This window comes from Rhodococcus sp. SJ-2 (genome assembly GCF_053750035.1).
The window spans coordinates 277,028-291,589 of record NZ_CM132340.1 but is presented as its reverse complement, the minus strand read 5'-3'; the positions used below and the strand labels follow the sequence as shown (position 1 = coordinate 291,589).

The 14,562-nt window shown below is 63.2% G+C and carries 30 protein-coding genes; 2 read left to right on the top strand and 28 right to left on the bottom strand.

The features are described from left to right. Window positions 1-103: 103 nt before the first annotated feature. The 27 genes from ACSYG9_RS01475 to ACSYG9_RS01345 all read right to left on the bottom strand — a co-directional run bounded on the left by ACSYG9_RS01475 (window position 104) and on the right by ACSYG9_RS01345 (window position 11,631). A complete protein-coding gene (locus tag ACSYG9_RS01475; RefSeq protein WP_454840875.1) occupies window positions 104-760 on the bottom strand; it encodes a hypothetical protein in 657 nt (218 codons plus the stop codon). Beyond that, window positions 757-1,005, bottom strand: coding sequence for a YegP family protein (locus tag ACSYG9_RS01470; protein ID WP_454840873.1), 249 nt, complete (start codon window positions 1,003-1,005; stop codon window positions 757-759). The genes ACSYG9_RS01475 and ACSYG9_RS01470 overlap by 4 nt, the downstream gene beginning before the upstream one ends. After that, window positions 1,002-1,187, bottom strand: a complete 186-nt coding sequence (locus ACSYG9_RS01465; protein ID WP_454840872.1) for a hypothetical protein — start codon at window positions 1,185-1,187, stop codon at window positions 1,002-1,004. Before ACSYG9_RS01465 ends, ACSYG9_RS01470 begins: the two co-directional genes overlap by 4 nt. Beyond that, window positions 1,171-1,485 (bottom strand): hypothetical protein, encoded by a 315-nt coding sequence (locus ACSYG9_RS01460; protein WP_454840870.1) that lies wholly within the window; start codon window positions 1,483-1,485, stop codon window positions 1,171-1,173. Before ACSYG9_RS01460 ends, ACSYG9_RS01465 begins: the two co-directional genes overlap by 17 nt. Then, the gene (locus ACSYG9_RS01455; protein WP_454840868.1) at window positions 1,475-1,672 is read right to left on the bottom strand and encodes a hypothetical protein; all 198 of its coding nucleotides are present in this window, start codon (window positions 1,670-1,672) and stop codon (window positions 1,475-1,477) included. The genes ACSYG9_RS01460 and ACSYG9_RS01455 overlap by 11 nt, the downstream gene beginning before the upstream one ends. Beyond that, complete coding sequence (locus ACSYG9_RS01450; RefSeq protein WP_454840866.1) at window positions 1,669-1,791, bottom strand: hypothetical protein; 123 nt, start codon at window positions 1,789-1,791, stop codon at window positions 1,669-1,671. Before ACSYG9_RS01450 ends, ACSYG9_RS01455 begins: the two co-directional genes overlap by 4 nt. Before the next feature lie 22 nt (window positions 1,792-1,813). After that, window positions 1,814-2,194, bottom strand: coding sequence for a hypothetical protein (locus tag ACSYG9_RS01445; protein ID WP_454840864.1), 381 nt, complete (start codon window positions 2,192-2,194; stop codon window positions 1,814-1,816). After that, a complete protein-coding gene (locus tag ACSYG9_RS01440) occupies window positions 2,191-2,685 on the bottom strand; it encodes a hypothetical protein (RefSeq protein ID WP_454840863.1) in 495 nt (164 codons plus the stop codon). Before ACSYG9_RS01440 ends, ACSYG9_RS01445 begins: the two co-directional genes overlap by 4 nt. Continuing rightward, entirely contained in the window at window positions 2,682-3,662 is a 981-nt protein-coding gene (locus ACSYG9_RS01435) for a hypothetical protein (RefSeq protein ID WP_454840862.1), read from the bottom strand. Before ACSYG9_RS01435 ends, ACSYG9_RS01440 begins: the two co-directional genes overlap by 4 nt. Next, on the bottom strand, window positions 3,652-4,230 hold the full coding sequence (locus ACSYG9_RS01430; protein WP_454840860.1) for an HNH endonuclease: 579 nt from the start codon (window positions 4,228-4,230) through the stop codon (window positions 3,652-3,654). Before ACSYG9_RS01430 ends, ACSYG9_RS01435 begins: the two co-directional genes overlap by 11 nt. 139 nt (window positions 4,231-4,369) lie before the next feature. Beyond that, entirely contained in the window at window positions 4,370-4,732 is a 363-nt protein-coding gene (locus ACSYG9_RS01425) for a hypothetical protein (protein WP_454840858.1), read from the bottom strand. After that, window positions 4,729-5,076 carry a hypothetical protein gene (locus tag ACSYG9_RS01420; protein ID WP_454840856.1) on the bottom strand — a complete coding sequence of 116 codons (348 nt, stop codon included), beginning with the start codon at window positions 5,074-5,076 and terminating at the stop codon, window positions 4,729-4,731. The genes ACSYG9_RS01425 and ACSYG9_RS01420 overlap by 4 nt, the downstream gene beginning before the upstream one ends. Beyond that, window positions 5,076-5,675, bottom strand: a complete 600-nt coding sequence (locus ACSYG9_RS01415) for an ERF family protein (RefSeq protein ID WP_454840855.1) — start codon at window positions 5,673-5,675, stop codon at window positions 5,076-5,078. Before ACSYG9_RS01415 ends, ACSYG9_RS01420 begins: the two co-directional genes overlap by 1 nt. Continuing rightward, window positions 5,672-6,175 (bottom strand): hypothetical protein, encoded by a 504-nt coding sequence (locus ACSYG9_RS01410; RefSeq protein ID WP_454840853.1) that lies wholly within the window; start codon window positions 6,173-6,175, stop codon window positions 5,672-5,674. Before ACSYG9_RS01410 ends, ACSYG9_RS01415 begins: the two co-directional genes overlap by 4 nt. Next, window positions 6,168-6,404 carry a hypothetical protein gene (locus tag ACSYG9_RS01405; protein WP_454840852.1) on the bottom strand — a complete coding sequence of 79 codons (237 nt, stop codon included), beginning with the start codon at window positions 6,402-6,404 and terminating at the stop codon, window positions 6,168-6,170. Before ACSYG9_RS01405 ends, ACSYG9_RS01410 begins: the two co-directional genes overlap by 8 nt. After that, window positions 6,401-6,577, bottom strand: coding sequence for a hypothetical protein (locus ACSYG9_RS01400; protein WP_454840850.1), 177 nt, complete (start codon window positions 6,575-6,577; stop codon window positions 6,401-6,403). The genes ACSYG9_RS01405 and ACSYG9_RS01400 overlap by 4 nt, the downstream gene beginning before the upstream one ends. A 167-nt stretch (window positions 6,578-6,744) precedes the next feature. Beyond that, window positions 6,745-6,936: a hypothetical protein gene (locus ACSYG9_RS01395; protein WP_454840849.1), complete on the bottom strand. Its 192-nt coding sequence runs from the start codon at window positions 6,934-6,936 to the stop codon at window positions 6,745-6,747. A gap of 343 nt (window positions 6,937-7,279) precedes the next feature. Beyond that, window positions 7,280-7,573 carry a hypothetical protein gene (locus ACSYG9_RS01390; RefSeq protein WP_454840847.1) on the bottom strand — a complete coding sequence of 98 codons (294 nt, stop codon included), beginning with the start codon at window positions 7,571-7,573 and terminating at the stop codon, window positions 7,280-7,282. Continuing rightward, window positions 7,570-7,818, bottom strand: coding sequence for a hypothetical protein (locus tag ACSYG9_RS01385; RefSeq protein ID WP_454840845.1), 249 nt, complete (start codon window positions 7,816-7,818; stop codon window positions 7,570-7,572). The genes ACSYG9_RS01390 and ACSYG9_RS01385 overlap by 4 nt, the downstream gene beginning before the upstream one ends. Next, on the bottom strand, window positions 7,815-8,441 hold the full coding sequence (locus tag ACSYG9_RS01380) for a helix-turn-helix transcriptional regulator (protein WP_454840844.1): 627 nt from the start codon (window positions 8,439-8,441) through the stop codon (window positions 7,815-7,817). The genes ACSYG9_RS01385 and ACSYG9_RS01380 overlap by 4 nt, the downstream gene beginning before the upstream one ends. Continuing rightward, window positions 8,438-8,617 carry a hypothetical protein gene (locus tag ACSYG9_RS01375; protein ID WP_454840843.1) on the bottom strand — a complete coding sequence of 60 codons (180 nt, stop codon included), beginning with the start codon at window positions 8,615-8,617 and terminating at the stop codon, window positions 8,438-8,440. Before ACSYG9_RS01375 ends, ACSYG9_RS01380 begins: the two co-directional genes overlap by 4 nt. Before the next feature lie 246 nt (window positions 8,618-8,863). Next, a complete protein-coding gene (locus ACSYG9_RS01370; RefSeq protein ID WP_454840841.1) occupies window positions 8,864-9,295 on the bottom strand; it encodes a DUF732 domain-containing protein in 432 nt (143 codons plus the stop codon). 50 nt (window positions 9,296-9,345) lie between these two features. After that, window positions 9,346-9,531 (bottom strand): helix-turn-helix domain-containing protein, encoded by a 186-nt coding sequence (locus ACSYG9_RS01365; protein WP_454840839.1) that lies wholly within the window; start codon window positions 9,529-9,531, stop codon window positions 9,346-9,348. After that, the gene (locus ACSYG9_RS01360) at window positions 9,528-10,406 is read right to left on the bottom strand and encodes a hypothetical protein (protein WP_454840838.1); all 879 of its coding nucleotides are present in this window, start codon (window positions 10,404-10,406) and stop codon (window positions 9,528-9,530) included. Before ACSYG9_RS01360 ends, ACSYG9_RS01365 begins: the two co-directional genes overlap by 4 nt. A gap of 266 nt (window positions 10,407-10,672) precedes the next feature. Then, window positions 10,673-11,176 (bottom strand): hypothetical protein, encoded by a 504-nt coding sequence (locus tag ACSYG9_RS01355; RefSeq protein ID WP_454840836.1) that lies wholly within the window; start codon window positions 11,174-11,176, stop codon window positions 10,673-10,675. A gap of 57 nt (window positions 11,177-11,233) precedes the next feature. After that, a complete protein-coding gene (locus ACSYG9_RS01350) occupies window positions 11,234-11,407 on the bottom strand; it encodes a hypothetical protein (protein ID WP_454840834.1) in 174 nt (57 codons plus the stop codon). Beyond that, a complete protein-coding gene (locus ACSYG9_RS01345; RefSeq protein ID WP_454840833.1) occupies window positions 11,404-11,631 on the bottom strand; it encodes a helix-turn-helix domain-containing protein in 228 nt (75 codons plus the stop codon). The genes ACSYG9_RS01350 and ACSYG9_RS01345 overlap by 4 nt, the downstream gene beginning before the upstream one ends. 97 nt (window positions 11,632-11,728) lie before the next feature. Between ACSYG9_RS01345 and ACSYG9_RS01340 the strand changes: the two genes are divergently transcribed. Then, window positions 11,729-11,971: a helix-turn-helix domain-containing protein gene (locus ACSYG9_RS01340; protein WP_454840831.1), complete on the top strand. Its 243-nt coding sequence runs from the start codon at window positions 11,729-11,731 to the stop codon at window positions 11,969-11,971. A gap of 150 nt (window positions 11,972-12,121) precedes the next feature. Then, the gene (locus ACSYG9_RS01335; protein WP_454840829.1) at window positions 12,122-13,357 is read left to right on the top strand and encodes a tyrosine-type recombinase/integrase; all 1,236 of its coding nucleotides are present in this window, start codon (window positions 12,122-12,124) and stop codon (window positions 13,355-13,357) included. A 9-nt stretch (window positions 13,358-13,366) separates the two neighbouring features. On the opposite strand, the gene ACSYG9_RS01330 is transcribed toward ACSYG9_RS01335, so the two are convergent. Then, a complete protein-coding gene (locus ACSYG9_RS01330) occupies window positions 13,367-14,503 on the bottom strand; it encodes an acyl-CoA dehydrogenase family protein (RefSeq protein ID WP_454840828.1) in 1,137 nt (378 codons plus the stop codon). Window positions 14,504-14,562 lie beyond the last annotated feature (59 nt).

Sequence of the window (14,562 nt, the reverse complement as noted above, 5' to 3'; positions counted from 1 at the left end):
GGTGGGTGCCCGAGGTATGCGAAAGCGCGACCATCCGGGGGGTGGATAGTCGCGCTCCGCGTGAGCATATCAAACGCTACCGACGTAAGAGGGTCGAGCCTGGTCAGGCAGCCTTGCGTTTGCGGGTTGGGTATGCGAGGTGTGCGGTGAGTACGTCTCCTACTCGGTAGAGGTCGAGGCCGTCGACGGTGTCGATGACGGTGATGGCCTTGGCTTTGAGGAGTGTGGCGACGCGTCGTTCGTTGAGGCCGCGGTAGTGGGGTCCGAGTTCTCCTGCGAGTTTGGCGATGCCTGCGGCGTTGAGTCGGACGAAGGTGGCTTCGAGTACATCGATGGGGTTGACGTCTCGGTCTTTCTCCCGTGGCTTGTCGACTGCTTGGCGTGCTTTGCGGATGGCGTGCTGGATTTCGTCTAGTGACTCTTCGGCTCCGGGTGTGAGTGCTAGGGCGATGATGTGCGTTTTGAGCCAGCGGGTGAGGGTGAGTGTGGAGTCTCCGGGGTATCCGTAGGCGCGTACGTCGCACACGAGGCGAACCCATCCGGTGAGGGTGTCGTGGAGTAGGTCGGATGCGTCCATGGCTGCGATTCCGATGGGGAGTGGCTGCTCATCCGATCCGCTGCGGACGCGGGGGCCGCCGGTGGTGATGCGGTCTTGTCGGGTGAGGGCAATCGTCAGGTCTTCTATCAACGGCGGGATCTGGTCGAGGAGTTCGACGAGCTGGTCTTGCTCGTGCTTCGGGAGGAAGTATCCGTCGGTCATGGTCGCTCGGTCTCCTCGTCGTCGATGTCGTTGGTGGTGAGTGCGAGATTGTCGGCGTCGTCGACGAGCCGGAGTTCACGGAAGTCGGGGTTAGCAATGTGCATGCCGTGGATGGCGTCTCGTCGGTCGACGTAGGCTTCGGCGCTGTCGGAGATGATCTGGCCGTTGCTGGCTTTGCGGTTCCAGCGCCACTGTCCGGCGCGATCGCGGTAGAGGGTGAGTGTGTGCTTACGGGGTGTGGTCACTGTTCGCCTCCGATGATGCGTTCGAGGGTGCGGGCCGAGTTCTCGTACGGGAGTGCGTGGTATCGACCCGCCTCGGTCCCGAGAGACCGGAGGTACTCGGCGCACCGGTGCTGTTCGAGCGCGTAGTCGCGTACGCGGTCGAGGCGGTTTTGTGCGTCGGCGAGGTCACGCGGCGGAGTCACGACTCCCCCTGTCGCCAGATATTGCGTCGATGATGTCTCCGGATCCGACAGTCTGCTGCGTATCTGCGAGGTCACGCACGCGGTCGAGGGCCGTCTCCGCCTTCTCGGCGCGTTCGATCAGTCCCAGCACTCGGTCTTCGACGTCGTTGGCGTGCTTGTTGGATCGAGTCGCGGATGCTTCCGCCTCGTCGAGTGCGTCGAGGAGTGCGAGCACCTTGTGGCCGGGGATGTCGTGCCCGAGCTTGGCCCACGTCCCGATCGCGACTCGGCCTTCGGTGGTGGTCGGTTCAACGCTCATCGGAAGACTCCTCGGTCAGTTCAGTGATGACGTCCGGATCGGTCTCGTTCCAGCGTTCGGAGCAGTGGTGGCAGAGACCGGTGGGTGCCATCTCCAACGCGAGGTCCTCGGCCTCGGTCGGGCCGTCCGCCTCGACGGTGATGGTGGCGTTGAGGGGCATGGTGAGGGTGACGCGGTAGAGGCTCATGCGTTGCTCCCGAGGTGTGTGAGTGCTTGGCCGGCGTAGTCGGTGAGCATCGCCGCGGCCGTCAACCAACCAGCAGCGCAGAACACGACGAGTCCGAGGACACGACAGGTGGGTTTCATGGTCGGTCTCCGATGTTGTCGTTCATGGCTGGGTCTCCTCGGGTCGGTGGTGGGTGATGATCGCGATGAGGTCGGCGAGGGTGCAGAACACGATCTGGTCGAGCGGATTGGTGGTGCCGCGGCGCTTCGCTACGACAATCGCGGCCAGCGCTTGATCGTTGATGCGTTCTTTTGCGGCCTCATTGAGCCAGGGACCGACTTTCAGGGCTCCTCCGTAGTCCTTTAGCTCGGCGACCACTTTCGAGCCGTCTGAGAGCCGTAGACCGGCGATGTCGCCACAGTCCTTCGCGCCTGTGCGAACCCGGCGGTCGATGCGGTCGTCGACGTGCTGGGCGAGAGCGTCGGAAATCAATCTTTCGAAGCGGGCGCCGGCCTGGCGGGCCGACTTTCGGGTGCGGGTCATTTCAGCCCCTTGAACCAGTAACTGCCGACGATCGCCTTACGTGGGTCTTCGGTCAGCTCGCGGCGCTCAACCATGAGACGGCGGAACTCCGCGTCCTGCTCGTCCGTCAACCGAAACGGTGTCGACCTACCGAGAGCAACTCTTCGTGCGAACCTGTGTGCGTCAGGGGCCGGGATTCCCATGTCCTGAAGAATGTGCGTCGCCTCCTCCATCATCAGGCGGCGTTCCCGAGGTAGCGCTTCCAACTGCTCGAAGTAGGCGGCGCGTGCATGCTTGACGATCGCGGCCGGCAACGGTTTGAAACCTTCTTCTGCGGTGCGGTACGCCCGAGCGACGCCAGCGAGCAGATCTTCTTCGGAGAGGCGGGAATCAGCGAAGCATTCCGCCCATGCCATGACGGTCGCTTCTCCGCCGTTCGGGAACCAGGGGTCGTTCGCCGAACACTTCGCCAGCACCTTCGTGGCGGTCGCGATGTACTGGTCGGTGATCATGCGATTCCCTTCGGTTCGTTGTGGTTGGTGAGTCGGGCGCCGATGTCGAGCCAGCCTTGGACTTTCTGGTCAGCTCTGGACATGCCGCCCTCGACTGGTCGGAGACCTGGTCGAGCGAGATGACCGTCGAGGTACTGACCGACGAGCTGCTTCGTGATCGGCTTGCCCATTTCGTAGATCGCGACGATGGCGTCCTCGACAGTCTTGGTGTCTTCACCGCGGTCGTGAATTGCCCACTTTGCGATCTGGAGGACGGCGACGTACTTGAAGGCTTTGCCGACTCGCTCGTATGCGTTTGTCGTGGCGAGCTGTTCGGGCGTCTTGGCGGCGTCCGACTTTGTCGGCGCGTGCGGTTTTTCATCTTTAGAAGGTGAGTAACTACTTACGAGAGATTCCCCCCTCCCCTTCCCCCTCCCCGCAGGGTTCGAGAGGGGTTTCGAAACCCTTCCGTTTTTCTGGATGCCTTCCGGAAGGGTTTCGAAAGGGTTCGGGAAGTATTCGAGTGCCCTTTCGTGAGCCTTCGCGAAGTCTTCCGAAGCAGTTGCCTTTGAGGCGATCTCATCAGCCACCTCACGCGAGTCATCCCGGCCGATCTTCCGAAGCTCGATCGCCATCGCAAGCCTTAGATATTCACTCTCGATCGCCCGTGCGCACCGCAACGCATTCTTCATGATGTTCGGCTGCTTCAACACCCCGTCATTGCGAATGTACGAACGAATGAGTGCCTCCTCAGTATCGGCATCGAAGTAAGCGAAATCGCGGTGTGCGAGCTCGGCCATAGACCGCCGGATGTCGTCATCATCCGTACTGTCGCAGCCCTTCGACCATTTACTGATCTGCAGCGGCAGGGTGCCCGCATTGCTCACATTCGGCTGAGAGAGCAGGAGAAGATAGAGACGTTGCGCTGACTCACTCAGCGCCCGGAAATCCGGGTCCCTCCAGATCTTCGACAGGATCCGTCCGTGTTCACGTGGCACTGTCTGCCTCCCACCTACTGATGAGAGCTGCCGCATCCTCATTCAACTGCCGAATGCGCGTCCATGCGCAGCCGCAGAAATACCTCCACTTTTCCGACACGACACGGTTATCCATCGACACGTGAACCAAGTCGAGAAGCACCTCATAAGGAAGGCCACTTCTTACGAACTGTTCGATCGAATTCACGAAATCAACCGGCAGATCACTACTCCGCCACGCATTGGGGCGAGCTGCTTCCCACTCGTCGAAGAAGTGCTCTTCCATCCGACTTCGTTCGTCCAGGTCGACCAGCATTCGACGGGCCACGAGCTCACGCGCATGCCCCCAGAGTGCGGCCTTGTAGTCGACGTCCTCGACTATCGGCGAGTCCGCGGACGAGGAAGACTTGCCCGAATTGCAGTCGACGCACGCGGTCACCAGGTTTGATGGTTCGTCGCTGCCGCCCAATGCGATGGGGGTGACATGATCGACTGTCAATTTCACCTCAGGGGCGGTTGCGCCGCAGTATCGGCACGCGTGGTTGTCGCGCCGCAGGATCTCGTACCTGAGTCGTTTGGATACAGCCATCAAGAGGCCTCCCTTTCGTACTCGAGTGGGTAGTGGTGGCCGAACATCACGCACAGGTTGTTGGCCGTGTCGTTGTGCCGCCTCACACGCCCGTGATCGGTAATCGACACTCGGCGAAGGCACACGGGGCAGGTGATGATCAAAACGGCACCTCCTGGCTGATCACGCCACCGAAATCGTCGAGCAACACCAGCTCCCCCCGGCGCCACACGCCGATGTGCGACGCCGGGGACACGTTGTGCTGGGAAATCAGGAATCCACGCTCACGAGCCACATGCCGGAACGACTCGATCGAGTTATGGCAGGGAAGGCAGATGAAGAGAAGGTTGGCGGGAGAGTTCGCGTCCTTCCGCTTCGTTCCGCCAGCTCCCCGGGGCCGGCGGTGATGCATCTGCTCCGCGCGGCCGTTGCAGTCCTCGACGAAGATCGCTTCGCAGTTCCCGTCCGCGCGGGCGGACACGAGATCCGCCTGCGTCTCGGATGGGCCAGTCTTACGACTCATGCCCCCTCACCCCTACCTGCGACGCTGTACATGCCGCGGACAGACGCACCGACAGACTGAAGTGCCCGCAACTCAGCTTCGAGCGCCTTCGCGGTGCGATCCGCGTACCGGTACGCGGCGTCGGCGATGTCCTTCTTCTCGCGCTCCTCGACGGTGGCGAGCTCCGCGATGTGCTTCCGCTCGTGCGCGGCCCCACCCGCTTCGATGTAGGCGCGCGCGACGGCCTGGTCGTACTCACGGTCAGCTGCGAGGAACGCGGCATACGCGTTGGACACGACTGAGACGCCCTTCGCGATCCTGTTCGCGCACTCCCGGATCGCCTCCTCGATCGCAACAGGGTTCATCACTTCCCCCGCTCATAGAAGGCGACCAACTCAAGAATCGCCGCAGCGTTGGTGGACTTCCCCAAGGCTTCGTCGTAGTCCGACCGGAACCGCTTCGCGGCCTCCTGCGGGTCGATGTTCCGGGCCTTCAGTACCTGAGCGAGCTTCAAGCGGGCCTGTTGCGCCGGATCGACCCGATCATGCGCATCGGCGTCCGGGTCGCGTTCTTGCGTCGGCACCGTCAGTCCTTGCAGAAGGAACGTGCGGTACGCCACCGACTGCGCCTTCGACACCGCCTTGTCGCCGGCGTCCGCGGCCTCTCCGTAGGTGGACCCCGTGAAACTGTCACCTGCGGGTCCGAATACCGTGTACTTCATGTGCACCGTGGCGTTGCGCATCTGCCCACCCTTAGCGGTGGTGTAACGCTCCGACTCAATCGACAGGGCCTCGGGGACGATCACCACTCCGTGCTTCCGCAGCGCGGGGCCGACTGTGTTCATGGTGGCGTCGATGCCCCGGAAGTTGAATCCCTGCTGCGAGTTGCGGTCGTTCTTGCCGATGCCCTGCACTTCGGCCATAACCGCGGAGAACGCTTCGTGGACGGTGGGGTGGTCGCTCATGGTCGCTCCCCGATCTCGAGGAGGGACGTGAACGAGAACTCGCCACGCTGAGCCATGCCGCGCACCAGCTCGACGACGTTCTTCGCCGGAGTGAACCGCGGCGTCGACGGACGCGGCTCCGGAACCGTCACCGTCACACCCTCATGCGAGAACTCAGACGGGCTGCCGGCCTTCGCGTGCTCCGACAGCACCGCCAACTCGAGGGACTTGCGACCCTGCTCCGTCAGCCGCACCACCGTCTCCACCGAGCCCTCACCGAACTCCTCGACCATCCAGCAGAACGCGAGGGACTCGTCCACAACCTGGACGACCGGGCGGGGCTGTGACGGCTTCGGCACATTCGCGCACCCCAACTCCTGGCCGTCGACGAACGCGTACACCGTGCCGCGCTGCAACTGCTCCTGCAACGCAGACTTCGCGGTCTTCTCCGCATCCGCAACCAACTTCTTCACCGCGGCAATCGCCGCCAGATCCTTCACGATCTGCTCAATGTCACTCATCGAAATCCTCCTCGAAATCGGCGACCGCCGCTGCCTCTCGGTGCTCGCGGGGGTCGTAGTGGTCGGCAGGCAGGCACACCGGACCGCACGGGGCCTGGCGCACCGCCTCGCAGGAGTTGCAGATCCAGGTGTTCCGAGGACCAGCCCCGAACACGGAGCGCGTGTAGCGGATCTCCTCCACCTCAGCGACGGCTTCCGCGAGCGCAGCCAGTTCTGCGTCGACGCTCACTTCCGGGCCTCCTCGACCGCAGCCAACACCGCGTTCGCGTACGCCTCAGCCACATCCGGAGACAACGACACCCGCGTCTGCGTGATCTCGTCGTCCGCCCACTCCAACACCACCCGGCCATCCCATGGGTCCGCGCCCACCGTGCCCGCGTTGTGTCCGTCCTCGAACTTCATGGCTGACTCCTTGAAGCAATTCGTGCATCTGATGGCGGCCCCACAGCAGGTGCGGGGGCCCTTCTCGATCGGGTTGGTGATCCACTGACAGCGGTGACAGCCGGGGCACTGATTCAGGTGCGCCTGGTTCACCAGCTCGGGGATGTAGTGATCCCAGTAGGTGTCCGTCACGGGTTCACCTCCACGGGCATTTCGATGTCGTGGATGGGGATGGGATGTTCGCCGTGCCACAGACGACCGGGGGTGAGCCCGATGATCAGTTCCCTGCGCGGCCCGTACAGTTCCCGCACCTTCGTGCTCGGCTTGAGTTCCCACAGTTCACGGTCGTCGTGGACGATCTGCGAGTTCGAGGTGGTCATGATGCGTACCTCTTCGACCTTGATGGTCGGACGTAGCAACCGCTGCACAGTCCACCGGCGGCGTATGCCACCGTGTTCGGGAACGACGCGAGCGTGGACTTCACGGGGCGCATCAGCCGGTTGCACTGTTTGCAGCCACCCTCCTCGATTCCGACGATCGGGACACTGTCCTTCCGGGGCCGACCACCCCTACGTCCGTTCTCTGAATAAATGCCATGGATTCGCCGATCCTCTTCGAACAGTTCCCACAATCGCGGGTCTCGTTGCAGAGGCGGCTTGTTCGGGATGGAGGATGCCCAATCGTCGAGAGCGGTAGACAGGTCACGGTGGTTGAGTAGGTCGGTCATGATGCGTTCTCCTGCGCGTCGAAGAGTCGGACGCAACGGTTGATTCGGGTGGCGCCGATTTCCTTGTCGAGCCGGTCTTGTAGCTCGATGGGTGCGTTGAGGTACAGCTCAGCGAAGAGGGTGTTGGGGACGGTGACGGATTTGGCGCGGTAGTCGAATCCGGGTCCGTGGCGTCGGCGGCGTTCCCGTTGGTATTCGCGTTGTGCTTCGGCGCAGGGTTTGCATGGTGGTTCGTGTGCTTTCATGTGCCGGTTCCATGCGGCGTAGGTGCCGTGCGGTTTGAGGCTCATCGGGTGCCGCCTCGGGGTTCGAGGAAGTCGTCGGCTTCGACGAGGGCTGCGTAGGTGCGCATGTTGATGGCGATGCGGGACCCGATTTCGGCGCACCGCATGTTGTATTCGCGGTGATGATGATCTCGGCCCGCGTGGCCGACGAGGGTGTCGACGAGGCCGGCGGCGATGTCGGCGATGTAGCGGGCCATGCCCGCGTCGATCTGCTGGGGCGGTTCGGAGTGAGGTGTCGGCGTGAGCGTCATGGTCGGACCACCTTCTTCGCTGCACGCTCACAGTAGACACACTCGATAAGCTCGCGGCCTTCCTCGAGTATCGGGATGAGGTTGTCGAGCCATCGGATGCGATGGTCTTCCGTCTCCCACATCTCGTCGACAAACAGGCCGAACGCGTCAGCTATTGCCTGAGCCTCATCGAGACGAATCGCCCGAGGCTTCTCCACGTCGCGCAATTCGATCTTCGCAATGGCGGATGGGTGGAGTGAAACACCCGCTACTTCAATACGTTTCGCAAGATCTGCCTGAGTCCATCCTCGTGCCTCACGCTCGAGTCGGACACGTCTACCGAACCGGTCCTCTGCACTAGGGGTGACGATTGGCTCGACGCCCCACTTCGGAGTGTGGGTGCAGTCGTCCTTGATATTGATGTCCTTGTGGCGGACGATCTTCACCTTGAATCCGAGCTTCTCTTTCTGGGCACGTTGCTTCTTCGAGTCCCAGAATCCGTCGAGTGCTTGCTCGTAGGTCGGGTAGTAGCGGGCAACCATCCAGCCGGATTCGCATCCGCAGGGCGCGGTCTGCACCCACGTGCATTCGTCGATGGAGACAGGGGTGCCGTCGATTTCGACGTAGATCTTCGGTTCGCTCATGGCAGCATCACCGCGAGGTAGCCGATGGTGCCGAACACGATGCCGGCGGCGATCCACCAGAAGTGCGCGACGAACGCATCCCAGCGGGACGGTGTGGGCAGGTCGTCCAGGTCGTCGTCGTACACCCACTCGCACGGCACATCACGCCGAGTCTGCTGATAGATGGGGAGAGTCATTGTGTGCTTCTTTCCGTTTGGAGCCGGTGCGCCCCGCAACCCCTACGAGGCGCACCGGAGTTTCAGGAGTCGTAGTCGTCGAAGTCGGCGTAACCGCGCGCGATCTCCGTGGCGACGAACACCCACAGCAGATGCAGCAACAACTGGCGGGCATTCACGACAACACCGCGAAGACGAGAGCAGCGGTACCGACAATCACGACCCACAGGACCAGCGCGAGCGGCAGACCGAACACCAGGCCGCGCATCACTGACCACCGAACTCGTCGAGGAACGCCTCAACCGTCGGCACGTGCTCGTCACAGAGCGCGTACACCGTCGCACCGAGGAACGTGCCCGCGTCATAGCCGGAGTAGCCCTCACTGACGATCACCGAGATCACCTGCCCGACACCCGCACCGCGGTCCAGTGCGTCGCACGTCGCGTGACCGGTGTCGATCACCAGCGATTTGTCGCCGCCGTAGTTGAAGTCCTGCGACTCGAGGAGGGTGATGAACCGGTCCTCGTCGGCGGCCCCGGACGGAGCGGTGTACGTCGCGGCGACCGGCGCGGCCTTCACCGACTCAGCAGCCGGTGTCGCGGTGCCCTCCACCTTCGTGTCGGTGGCGGTGCAGGCCGCGGCGATGAGTCCACCGGCGAACAATCCGCCGACGATGATCGATGCGCGCTTCTTGTTCATGCGAGTGAGATCCTTTGCGTAGTAACGGAAGATGGAAGACGTGGTGGGGGTCATGCGATGCGCCGCTGGGTCGTGTTCGCGGCCTCGAACTGTTCGATCTCGGCGAGGGGGATACGGATGGTCTGGCCGATGTGCAGGGCGGCGAGACCGCCGGAGCGGATCTGCTGGTAGATGGCGCTTCGTGGGCAGTTCCAGCGGTCGGCGAGGTCCTTCACGGACATATGCGTCGCAGTCATGCCGCACTGCCTTCGTAGATTTCTCGGGATTGAATCCAGAGGTCTTTGAGGATTTCTTTCGCCACGAGCCGGATCGCCATCGCGTTCTGATGGCCGGCCGATCTAGGCGATCCGATCGGGGCAGGCTTCCCGGCGGGGCCGCATCGGACACACACGGTCGGGTGCACGGTGTCGGCATACTTTTCGCGGGCAGTTCGGTATACAGGCTCGTAGGGTGACGTCTTGAACTTGGGGATCGCGGAGGCGATGACCCAGGTTCGTTTGCGTGCGGTCTCGGACCAGTTGGATTTCTGGCCTCGAGTGCGCTTTGGGGCCACCCCCACGTCATGAGGTAGTTGGATTTCCGAAGGACATCTGGACGTGGGGGTGGAGCTGGATCCGGCAGCGGCGACGGGATTTTGGGGATCATGCCGCACATGGCCGCTGCCGGAAGTCTTGATGACATGGAATCCGCAGTACGCCCACAGCTCGCCCACAGTGCGAGGTCGGTCGTACAGATCATTCCAGTAGGGGTCGCCGATCGCCGCGAGGAGGCGTGCGGTCTGCTTCAGCCCGAGTCCGGGCGTCGCCTTCACGAACTTCCCGAGCGCATGCTTCTTCATCGCGTTCTCGAGGTTCTTGATCGCGTCCTTCTCTCCCGATGACATGACGTCGACGGTGGCGAGGAGTTTGGCGACTTCGGGGTGGTCGGCGGTTAGGCCGAATCCGCGTTCCTCTCCGTCGCTGTCCGCTTCGTCTCGGGTGAGGATGCGGACGCGGTTCGAGTTGGCGATGCGTACGGACTCGAGGTCGTCGACGACTTCGGCGAGGAGTCCGAGGATCGGGTCGCGGAGGAATCCACCGGGACGAGCGGGGCTCGTGTGGGAGTCGTCCATGAATTGGCCCGACCCGGTGGAAGTTGAATCCGACACCGCAGTCAACCCATGGGTCTTCGTGCCTTCAATGGCGGTGTCGGAAGTTTGGATGCCCCGAGTGGTGCAGTCTTGGGTATCGTTGCTGAATTGACTCGGGGCAAGTAGGGTCCCGCCGACGTGACGCATTTGGGTGTCGGCAACAACATGGCCGGCGGGAAGTTGAGCCCCCAGGGCGGGCGTACTTTGGGTGTCAACGGCGCTCTGGCCCTGGGGAAGAATTGTGGTAGTCATGCCACCACCTCGTGAATGATCGCGGCAGCAGCGTCACGAGGAAGATCAGCAACCGTCTCGGTCTTGTGCTGACGTAGCAATGAGCGCAGCTGATCGAAAGCCTCGGCGCGCTTCAACTCACGCTCAGCGTCGCGGCGGCGCTCGTCGGCGGCGAACCGGAGTTCCTTCGCGCCACACTCACCGATAGTCATCCACTTGGACTCACCGACATGAACTCGGGCTGCGAGCATTTCGGCCCACCAGTCGCGGATGCCGGCGACCTTGCGGGATTTCGGCGCGAGGGCGTTGGTGATGGCGCGGGAGCGGCGATCGGAGATGATCGACCGGACCTCCCCGACTAGTGCGGTCGCGAAGTGGGAGCGCATCACATCGTCTGGGGTGACAGCGGCGACCTTCTCTGCGATGTCGCGGGGGTCGACCAGGCCGTGGTCGTCGAGTGCTTCGACGATGAGGGAGTAAATGGTGGCAGTCTGGTTATCGGGTACGATCTGAGAAGACATTCGAGATTCCCTTTCTCTGTCTTTGGCCGTCAGCTGTTTGCCCAGCTGGCGGCCGATTTACTTGCCGGTGAGGGTGAGTCGTGAGACCGGGACCGGGTAGATCTGGTCCTCGTCGCACGTGCCCTCGGTCTTGGGGATGCAGATTTCGGCGAGGTGGTCGCCCTCGACTCCGATGAAGTAGTCGAGGATCTCGACTTTCTCGTCGCCGTCGAGGCGCAGTACGGGGCTCATGCGACGGCCTGCCGGATCGGTGCAAGGAAGTCGTTGACGTCGGCACCGGTGACTCGTGCGAGCACGACGAGCTCGTCGGCGTTGAAGGGCACGGAGCCGTTGAGGCGGCGGCGGAGGGTGACGCGGGGGATGCCGGTTGCGTCGGCGACGGCGTTTTCGTTGAGGCCCGCGGTGGTGATTGCTGCTCGGACCGCGGTGGCGATTCGCTGGTTCATCTTGTCCATGCGGAGAACAATATAGTCCGTTCGGACAAAGCGCAAGGGTTGATAGTGGACTGGTTCACGACTTGCGGTTTTGTCCGAACGGACATATATTTGTCAGGTGGAGATCAGCGAAGAACAGCAGGAAGTACGCAAGCGCATGGGAGCCGAACTCAGAGCGGCCAGGGCGCGAAGAGATCTATCGCGCAATCAGCTTGCGGAGATGTCAGGAGTATCGGCATCCACGATCGTGCGAGTAGAAGGCGGAGAGAGAAGCCTCGACATCCTCCAGTTAATCGATCTCTGCACAGCGTTGAGGATCGACCCCGGAGACATTCTTCGGGCCGCACAATCGGACGACTGAACCGAGAAGCTCGCCGGCATCGACTCCGAGTCGGCGAGCTTCCATAACCAGGTCATCCGCGTTCGGCATCCGCATCGCTATCTCCGTTCGATCATCTGTTCGAGTACAGGCAGTGAAACACACACCACCGACCCCCCGCTGGAGACTTGCATGAAGCCACAGAAACGCATCCGCGGCGGCAAGGTCCGCTGGGTCGCCCGCTACGTCGGCGCCGACGGCCGCGAACGCACGAAGACCTTCGACCTCGAGCGCGACGCGAAGTCTTGGGTGTCCGACCGCGAGAAGGAAGTCCGCGACGGCGACTGGATCGATCCGAAATCGCAGGAAACCACCGTCGCCCAGGTGTGGCGCGCCTGGGAGAAGGCCGCGCACACCGACGGCACCCGCAAGGTGCGCGAACAGGTCGGGCGCAACCTCGGACCACTCGCGGACATCCCGATCGGGAAACTACGCGCCTCCCACGTCCGCGACTGGCAACACGAACTACGTTCCGGACGCTCGTGGCTCCCCAAGCGCCCCACCCTCGAAGAGATCACCGTACGGAACTTCTCCGGACAGCTCGCCGGGTGCATGAACATGGCCGTCGCCGACGGGCTCCTACGCAAGTCTCCATGCGCTGGGGCCACAGCGAAGCGACGCGAAGACAAAGCCGTTACGCGCGCCGAGCTCCTCACGGGCGAAGAGGTGTGGAAGATGGTCGACGCGGCACGTGCGGGCGTGAAGGGCAAGGGATGGGCAGCTCCCCACCCGTCGCTCGCGCGCGCAATCATCGTCGGCGCCGCAACCGGCCTGCGTGCGGGGGAACTCGCCGGGCTGCGGATCCGGTCGGTCGACTTCCTACGCAAGGAGGCGATGATCACCGAGCAATCGAAGTCGGGGACGTCGGAGTTCTCGTGGGGACCGCTGAAGACGAAGACGACCCGGCGACTCCCGCTCCCGGATGCCGCGATCAAGGCGCTCGCGAAGGAGCTCGAGGACAACCCGTGCACGGACCGGTCGATGCCGATCTTCCGGACACCGGCCGGACTGATGTGGTCGTCGTCGACGCTGGGGAAGTCGTTCAAGGCCGTGCGTGACCGCGTAGGCCTGAGCGACGAGATCACCTGGCACAGCCTGCGCCACTTCTATGCGTCGACACTGATTCAGGCGGGCGCGAGCGTGAAGACGGTGCAGGAGCGTCTGGGGCATTCGTCGCCGACGACGACGCTCGAGGTGTACGCGCATCTGTGGCCGGGGGAGGACGAGCGGACTCGCTCGGCGGTGGACGCGGCGCTGGACCGGGACCAGGTCGGGACCGCCGGATCGAGCGAGAACGCAGACAGTGAAGCGGCCCCCGCCGAGGAGAGGTTCGACGAGGGCCGTTCGAGCGGCGAGAATGCCGTGTGAGCTGGTGTTTCAGCTCGGGTCACGGATCAGCTCGCCAGCGACCGTGCGATCACGAGTCGCTGGATCGCGCATGAACCGCTCGACGGGAAAGTCACGCGTGTAGCCGTACCCACCGAGGACCTGTACGGCGTCGGTCGTAACCTTCATCGCGGCGTCCGTGGCTACCAGCTTTGCGACCGAGGCCTGACGTGAATAGGGAAGACCTGCGTCCTTACGTCGAGCGGCATCGATGTATGTTGCGCGCGCGGAGTCGACGGCGGCAGCCATGTCGGCCAGAACGAAACCGAGACCCTGATGGTCGATGATCGCCTTGCCGAAGGCCTTCCGTTCCTTCGCGTATGCGGTTGCTTCGTCGAGAGCGGCCTGAGCGAGTCCGGTCGCGACGGCAGCGATGCCGAGTCGTCCTGAATCGAGAGCGCTGAACGCAATGGGAAGACCCTGCCCCTCGGCGCCGATGCGACGCTCGGCGGGAACGAAAGCATCGTCGTAATGGGCTGCGGTGGTCGGGATCGCATGCAGACCCATCTTCTCCTCGGGCTTCCCGAAGGTCAGGCCGTCGGTACCGTCGGGCACCAGAAAGCAGGAAATGCCCTTGCTGCCAGTGTTGCTGCTGCCGGTGTCGCTCGTCCGCGCGAACAAGGTGTAGAAGTCCGCTTTGCCGCCGTTGGTGATCCACGCCTTCGAGCCGTTGATTCGATATCCGCCCTCGACGGCCTGGGCCCGGCATGTCAGTGCCGCTGCGTCGGAGCCGGCCTGAGGTTCGGACAGGCTGTAGGCGCCGATGGTCTCGCCACCGAGCATGTCGGGTAGCCATCGGGATTTCTGCTCGTCGGTGCCGTGCGTCGCGAGTGCGAAGCACGACAGGCCGTGCACGCTCACGGCAACGGCGACTGCGGCCCACCGTGCGCCGAGTTCCTCGAGAACCTGGAGGTACACCTCGTACGGCTGATCTCCACCTCCGAACTCTTCCGCGTAGGGGAGGCTGAGCAGCCCGGCTGCGCCGAGCGCGGGGAACACGCCTTCCGGGAATGTCTCGTTGCGTTCGTGTTCGACGACGCGGGGTGCGAGTACCTTGTCGGCGACGTCGCGTGTGAGCTCGATCAGGTCGTGGGCCTCGGGGGTGGGTAACAGGCGCTCGACGGGCACGGCAGAACTCCTCGCAGAAGACGGATTCACCAAGATAGTACTAACAGCGATACTGCAGT

Coding starts and splice junctions, on each gene's coding strand:
- ACSYG9_RS01410 (WP_454840853.1), bottom strand. CDS start 6,175: ATGAGTGACATTGAGCAGATCGTGAAGGATCTGGCGGCGATTGCCGCG.
- ACSYG9_RS01400 (WP_454840850.1), bottom strand. CDS start 6,577: ATGAAGTTCGAGGACGGACACAACGCGGGCACGGTGGGCGCGGACCCA.
- ACSYG9_RS01365 (WP_454840839.1), bottom strand. CDS start 9,531: ATGACTGCGACGCATATGTCCGTGAAGGACCTCGCCGACCGCTGGAAC.
- ACSYG9_RS01420 (WP_454840856.1), bottom strand. CDS start 5,076: ATGAACCCTGTTGCGATCGAGGAGGCGATCCGGGAGTGCGCGAACAGG.
- ACSYG9_RS01390 (WP_454840847.1), bottom strand. CDS start 7,573: ATGAGCCTCAAACCGCACGGCACCTACGCCGCATGGAACCGGCACATG.
- ACSYG9_RS01370 (WP_454840841.1), bottom strand. CDS start 9,295: ATGAACAAGAAGCGCGCATCGATCATCGTCGGCGGATTGTTCGCCGGT.
- ACSYG9_RS01395 (WP_454840849.1), bottom strand. CDS start 6,936: ATGACCACCTCGAACTCGCAGATCGTCCACGACGACCGTGAACTGTGG.
- ACSYG9_RS01455 (WP_454840868.1), bottom strand. CDS start 1,672: ATGAGCCTCTACCGCGTCACCCTCACCATGCCCCTCAACGCCACCATC.
- ACSYG9_RS01415 (WP_454840855.1), bottom strand. CDS start 5,675: ATGAGCGACCACCCCACCGTCCACGAAGCGTTCTCCGCGGTTATGGCC.
- ACSYG9_RS01385 (WP_454840845.1), bottom strand. CDS start 7,818: ATGACGCTCACGCCGACACCTCACTCCGAACCGCCCCAGCAGATCGAC.
- ACSYG9_RS01335 (WP_454840829.1), top strand. CDS start 12,122: ATGAAGCCACAGAAACGCATCCGCGGCGGCAAGGTCCGCTGGGTCGCC.
- ACSYG9_RS01450 (WP_454840866.1), bottom strand. CDS start 1,791: ATGAAACCCACCTGTCGTGTCCTCGGACTCGTCGTGTTCTGCGCTGCT.
- ACSYG9_RS01430 (WP_454840860.1), bottom strand. CDS start 4,230: ATGGCTGTATCCAAACGACTCAGGTACGAGATCCTGCGGCGCGACAAC.
- ACSYG9_RS01375 (WP_454840843.1), bottom strand. CDS start 8,617: ATGACTCTCCCCATCTATCAGCAGACTCGGCGTGATGTGCCGTGCGAG.
- ACSYG9_RS01475 (WP_454840875.1), bottom strand. CDS start 760: ATGACCGACGGATACTTCCTCCCGAAGCACGAGCAAGACCAGCTCGTC.
- ACSYG9_RS01445 (WP_454840864.1), bottom strand. CDS start 2,194: ATGACCCGCACCCGAAAGTCGGCCCGCCAGGCCGGCGCCCGCTTCGAA.
- ACSYG9_RS01350 (WP_454840834.1), bottom strand. CDS start 11,407: ATGAGCCCCGTACTGCGCCTCGACGGCGACGAGAAAGTCGAGATCCTC.
- ACSYG9_RS01380 (WP_454840844.1), bottom strand. CDS start 8,441: ATGAGCGAACCGAAGATCTACGTCGAAATCGACGGCACCCCTGTCTCC.
- ACSYG9_RS01460 (WP_454840870.1), bottom strand. CDS start 1,485: ATGAGCGTTGAACCGACCACCACCGAAGGCCGAGTCGCGATCGGGACG.
- ACSYG9_RS01440 (WP_454840863.1), bottom strand. CDS start 2,685: ATGATCACCGACCAGTACATCGCGACCGCCACGAAGGTGCTGGCGAAG.
- ACSYG9_RS01425 (WP_454840858.1), bottom strand. CDS start 4,732: ATGAGTCGTAAGACTGGCCCATCCGAGACGCAGGCGGATCTCGTGTCC.
- ACSYG9_RS01355 (WP_454840836.1), bottom strand. CDS start 11,176: ATGTCTTCTCAGATCGTACCCGATAACCAGACTGCCACCATTTACTCC.
- ACSYG9_RS01360 (WP_454840838.1), bottom strand. CDS start 10,406: ATGGACGACTCCCACACGAGCCCCGCTCGTCCCGGTGGATTCCTCCGC.
- ACSYG9_RS01345 (WP_454840833.1), bottom strand. CDS start 11,631: ATGGACAAGATGAACCAGCGAATCGCCACCGCGGTCCGAGCAGCAATC.